3 protein-coding genes and 2 pseudogenes are annotated in these 5,654 nt (G+C 38.1%); all 5 read left to right on the top strand.

All coding sequences use genetic code 11. The features are described from left to right. Positions 1-384, top strand: a pseudogene (locus Q384_RS13660) (hypothetical protein); the annotation flags it as partial. Between the two features lie 265 nt (positions 385-649). After that, positions 650-1,279, top strand: a complete 630-nt coding sequence (locus tag Q384_RS10485; protein WP_037587897.1) for a hypothetical protein — start codon at positions 650-652, stop codon at positions 1,277-1,279. A gap of 118 nt (positions 1,280-1,397) precedes the next feature. Next, on the top strand, positions 1,398-2,075 hold the full coding sequence (locus Q384_RS10480; RefSeq protein WP_156956548.1) for a hypothetical protein: 678 nt from the start codon (positions 1,398-1,400) through the stop codon (positions 2,073-2,075). A gap of 121 nt (positions 2,076-2,196) precedes the next feature. After that, the gene (locus Q384_RS10475) at positions 2,197-2,823 is read left to right on the top strand and encodes a hypothetical protein (protein WP_037587892.1); all 627 of its coding nucleotides are present in this window, start codon (positions 2,197-2,199) and stop codon (positions 2,821-2,823) included. Between the two features lie 2 nt (positions 2,824-2,825). Next, a pseudogene (locus tag Q384_RS14415) lies at positions 2,826-5,654 on the top strand (hypothetical protein); the annotation flags it as partial.

The following is a 5,654-nucleotide window of genomic DNA, read 5'->3' as shown; positions in this document are numbered from 1 at the left end:
GATATTTTATACGGCGAAGACGGCGAAGACATATTGGTTGCCCGCATCGAGGGCGCGGTGATGGAGGGCGGCGCAGATAAGGACTATTACTTCGGCGGCGAGGGTGATGACAAAATGACCGACAGCGGCGGCAACGATGTGTATTACCAAAGCGGCGGCAGTGACATCATCACCGATCAAACAGGCAGCGACAGTTATTATTTGTTTAACAGTTTCTTAAGCAAAAGCAGCAGCGGCAAAACCACCATGACGGACATTGATTTAAACGGCAGTTTATACAGCAACAACCGCTTGCTTTCAGGCAGCCTTTTTGTTGTTTTGAATGAGGGCGAAAGTATGAATTGGCAGGTGTGTAAAAGTCCTGCTTCAATGTTGTACATTTGAAAAAAAGGGGAGTAGTATGCCAAGAAATGTAAATCGTTATTACGTTATTTATCTGAATCTCAAGGAGATTGGGTAATGTATTCGATAAACCAAATTTTATCAGACGGGCTGCCTGAAAGCATGGGATTGAGTTTCCACGCTTTCAGGTAGCCTGTTTGTGTTTTTTATTCCAAGAATGTTGGCATGATGGTGTTGAGTATTCATGTTTTAAGCAATTTCTTGCTTATGGTACATATTCATTTTAATTTTTTGAAATGGTTAAAATATGGCTGGATTATTATTTTTGTTTATTTTACTCCTTATTTTCTTACTGATTGTTTTATTTAGTTATATCTTTGGGAAAATAGCTGCAAAGCTGGGAAAACAAGGCTTAGGGAAATGGGTGTTTTTAGGCATTATGGTTTTTCTTTTTTGGGATTGGATTCCTATGGAAATCACTTATAAAAAGCTGTGTGAGAATGAAGCTGGTTTAACAGTTTATAAAACAACCGAACAATGGCAAAAAGAAAACCTAGGTGTGTGGGAGACTTTAAGAAAAGACGGTTATGAACAGAAAGTTAAGATAAAGAATGGATATATAACCAAAGAAAAATTAAACCAACGTTTTCTACAGGAAAGATATTGGGTAAGAGAAAATTTTTCTATCATAAGAATAGAAAAAAATCTTTTTGATATCAAAACAAATGAAAAAGTACAACAAGATATAAATTTTTATACAGATATTCCAACTATTTCATTTGTAGGTAGTGCAGAGAAATCTTTACCTAGATCACTGATGTTTTGGATGGTTAAAACGAGCTGCTTCCCACCAAAACCTCTTGGCTGGAGTGATGATGTAGAACAAAAATATTATTTTGATAAAATTAAAAATTATTACCCATCTGAAAGGAAATAAAAATGAAACAAGATTTATATGGTTTATTTGCTGAATTGGCTGAAGCCAGTTATTCTCATTTTAATGAACTTAAAACAATTCTCTTTATTACTAACCATTTAATAATTAAAAAGAGGAAATGATGATAGGTATTCTCTTAATGATTTTATATTATTTAGGTATGCCAATATTGTTCGTGGCTTTTTTTGTTGGGCTTTCATGGATAGTAGGGAAAATTGCCCAAAAACTTGGATATAAAGGCTGGATTTTCGGAATATGTTTTTTCTTATTGGTTTTAGTTTATTTTGTTGTTGAGTGGGAATTATCCAATACTCAATATAAGAATTTTTGTGAAAAAGAAGCTGGCTTGGTGGTTTATAAAACACCTGAGCAATGGCAGAAAGAAAACCCGAATGTATGGGAAACATTAAAGTATGAATTTGATTATTTAGGCGATAAAAGCCATAAAGGAGAAAAATATGAAATCATTACTTATTCTTTAAATCAAAGGTTTATAGAAGAAGAAATTAGGAAAGAAATGCTTTTTTCTATTGTAAAAAGTCAAGAAAGCATTATTGATGTGAAAACAGGAGAGAAGATGCTTAGTTATACAACATTTAGCACCAATATTCCGCCCATTTTTGGACCTAGTTCCATGAGTTTTACTCGTAAATCTTGGATGCCGTGGTTAATGAAGAATACTTGCCAAGGCGGAAAAAGCAATAGTATAAATCTTCGTCAACGATTAGTAAATGAACAGCGTATATTTCGTGCTTATGAATCAACTTTATCTAAAAAGGAAATAAAAAATAACTAACAATGGAAATTTTTTCCTGTTAGCAGAATTGGCTGAAGCCAGCTATACAGATTTTTATAATTCAAAAATAACAGCTGATACATTAAGCATGTTTATTTTAGTATCTTGAAATGGTTTAAATATGGCTGGGTTATTATTCCTTTTTATTTTACTCCTTATTTTCTTACTGATTGTTTTATTTAGTTATGTCTCTGGGAAAATAGCAGCAAAGCTGGGGAAACAAGGCTTAGGGAAATGGGTGTTTTTAGGCATTATGGTTTTTCTTTTTTGGGATTGGATTCCTATGGAAATCACCTATAAAAAGCTATGTGAGAATGAAGCTGGTTTAACAGTTTATAAAGCACCCGAGCAATGGCAAAAAGAAAACCCAGGTATGTGGGAGACTTTGAGAAACGAAGATTACAAACAGAAAGTTAATATAAAGAATGGATATATAATTAAACGAAAATTAAACCAACGTTTTCTACAGGAAACATATCGGACAAGAGAAAATTTTTCTATCATAAGAATAGAAGAAAATCTTATTGATATTAAAACAAATAAAAAAGTACAACAAAATATAAATTTTTATACAGATATTCCAACTATTTCATTTGTAGGTAGTGGAAAGAATTTCTCACCTAAATTACTGATGTTTTGGATGAAAAAAACGGGTTGCCCCTCACCAAAGCCTTTTGAGTGGGGTGATTTTGTAAAACAAACATATTTTTTTGATACTAAAAACTATTACTCCTCTGAAAGGAAATAAAAATGAAACAAGATTTATATGGTTTATTTGCTGAATTGGCTGAAGCCAGTTATTCCCATTTCAATGAATTTAAAGAAGTTAAAGATGCTTTAATGTACAAAGAGAAAGAAAATAGTGGGGGAGATGAAAAAGAAGCACATTTTTCTTCCTCACAGGCTGATTTATTCTTAACACATTGGGAATTCATTCACCACCAACCCGATACTTCTTCCAGCTTTTCGGCAACCTTATTTAAAAACAAAGATGCCAATGCAGATAAGCCTTATGTATTGGCACTTCGCGGCACAGATGGCGGTCATGACTTAGCCATTACCGATGGTACTGATATTGTTCAGGACGGGTTGGCTATTTCGCAAATTGTTGATTTATACAACTATTGGCAACAGCTTACCCATGCCAAAGGTGAAACATTCTATGGTGCGCGTTTGCAACTACTCCCCGATGAGACCCATGAATTTGCAATGCCTAATTTGGATTGGAATAAATTTAAGGGCAGAAGTGATATTGTTATTGATTATTTGCCTGATGAAGACAGGCTGGTAGGTGTTTATACCATTGTTTATGATCAGCCTATGACGGGTGTGTTAAATACCAAAATTTCTCTGAATGATTTAATAGCTGCCACCGGGCATTCCTTAGGCGGGCATTTGGCTACAGCATTTACTCGCTTATTTGATGGTGCGGAAGCGGTTGGGATTAATGGTGCTGGTTTTGCCACGGGCATAGATGCGACATCAATTCCTATTTTGGGTGGCGGTATCAGTGGTTACGGATCTTTTAATGTTAGCAATTTATTTAATTTATTGGGTGGTTCTTCACAATTCAATCCCAACACAATTACCAACTTATATGGCGATAAAAATCCTGAGTTTGTTACCCAAGATTATGTATTGGGATTAAAGCAGCAAGGTACACATGAAGAAATTTTTATTGAACAACCTTCTATTTTTGATAATGTGTTAGGGCATGGCTCAGCACAAATGACCGACAGCCTCAGCATTTATCGTTTGCTGAAAATCATTGATGGGTACAATTTTTTGTCATTAAGCACCATTAAAGAAATGCTGGAATTGTCAGCCAATCAAACTCAAAACAGTTTGGAAAATATATTGAATAAACTTGCGGAGTTATTCGGTATTAGCGAACAAGCGAAAATGGATGACAGAGAAAGTTTTTATTCATTGCAATCAAAAATTTACCAAAAAATAATAGACAGTAATTCTAATGACCCGACGAATATTCAATTAAAACCCGAATATCAAAATTTAAAAATAGTTGATACCAATGCGGCAAGCAATCTTATTGATGCCAGTATTCCTGATACTGAAAAGCAAGCATATATTTACGCGCTGCAAAAACTTAATTCTTTCGCTGTTATCGGCGCAGATTACTCTCAGCACAACACCAGTGGCGAATTGGATTTATACGATACCGCAACAGGAGAAATCACAGAAAATTGGCTCAACGACAGAAACCAATTGCTCATCGTTAAATCAGTATTGGATAAACATGATCTTTCTTATCAACATGTTGGTGATCATTCATACGGCGGTTATAACGATTACTTAAAGGGCTATCCTGAAATGCGCCAATTTATCGGCAAAAACATCAAAATGATGGATACATCATCAGGGTTGTCTGTTGAACTTATTGGCATCAGCGAACAAGAAACCATTCAATTCGGCGGTATTGAAAAAGACAATCTGGACGGCAGCGCAGGCGCAGACCGCTTATACGGCGGTTTAGGCAACGATATACTGATCAGCAACGGCGGCAATGATTATCTTGAAGGCGGTATTGGTAACGATGTTTACAGACTGATGAATGATCGGCATCTTTCCACTATTTTGGATACTGACGGCGACGGTTGGATTGAAGTCAACGGCTCTTCATTGCAAAACAAAACCTTTTGGCAATTAAGCCAAGTAATTTTGGGTCAGCCCGTTACCAATATTTACTACACCGAACAAGAAGAATACCGATTATTAAAACAATCCGACCGAGATTGGTTATTGTCGGTAAAAGCCGATAACAATTATCAAGACATCGCCGTATTGCGAGATTGGCAAAGCGGCGAATTAAGCATCACCCTCAGCGACGAAACCGCACCCGAACCACCGCTTGATCCCAGTTTGCCGCCCAGCGGCGAGGACAAACACGGCTTTGATCTTAACCATTTCCTCGGACTCAGCAACCAATATTTTGCCTACGATGCGATGAATTCACCGCGTGGGGTGAAAGTGCGCGGTTCGGATACAGCTACGTCCAGCTTTATGGGCAGCCAACAAGACGATATTTACTACACCGGCGATGCTCCCGGACACGTGGTGCTGACTCGCGACGGTGCAGATAAAGTTTACGGCGGCATCGGCAGAGAATATGTACTTGCCGACAGCGACACCGCAACCGGTTGGATCGACACCGTTTACGGCGGCGGCGGTGTGGACATCATCATGGGCGGCGGCGGCGGGGATTACTTATACGGCAATGACGCAAGCGAAACTTATAAAACAACCACTGCCGACAGCGGCAAAGAAGGCGATTGGTTGGGCGGACAGCACGGCAATGATTGGCTCTATGGCAGTGAGCGGCGCGATATGCTGTTCGGCGGCGACGGGCGAGACCATATATCAGCAGGCGCAGGCAATGATTTGATATTGGGCGACGCCAATTACACCGCCAATCCACGTACTTCCCTACTCCCATACAGCAACAGCGTATGGGGTTTTTTATGGCAGCCAAACGGCGCAGTCAACCGCGACATGACCGGCAGCACAACCGTTATTGCCGCCAATTATCTGGCGTTTTTATGGGATTGGACAATCGATCCC

The sequence above is a fragment of the Stenoxybacter acetivorans DSM 19021 genome (assembly GCF_000745895.1).
Taxonomy (GTDB): Bacteria; Pseudomonadota; Gammaproteobacteria; order Burkholderiales; family Neisseriaceae; genus Stenoxybacter; species Stenoxybacter acetivorans.
Note: the sequence above shows the minus strand (reverse complement) of the source record. Positions and strands in the feature narration are given on the sequence as shown.

Bases quoted from the DNA above. Each gene is read 5' to 3' on its own strand.
- Q384_RS10485 (WP_037587897.1), top strand. From the start codon at position 650: ATGGCTGGATTATTATTTTTGTTTATTTTACTCCTTATTTTCTTACTG.
- Q384_RS10480 (WP_156956548.1), top strand. From the start codon at position 1,398: ATGATGATAGGTATTCTCTTAATGATTTTATATTATTTAGGTATGCCA.
- Q384_RS10475 (WP_037587892.1), top strand. From the start codon at position 2,197: ATGGCTGGGTTATTATTCCTTTTTATTTTACTCCTTATTTTCTTACTG.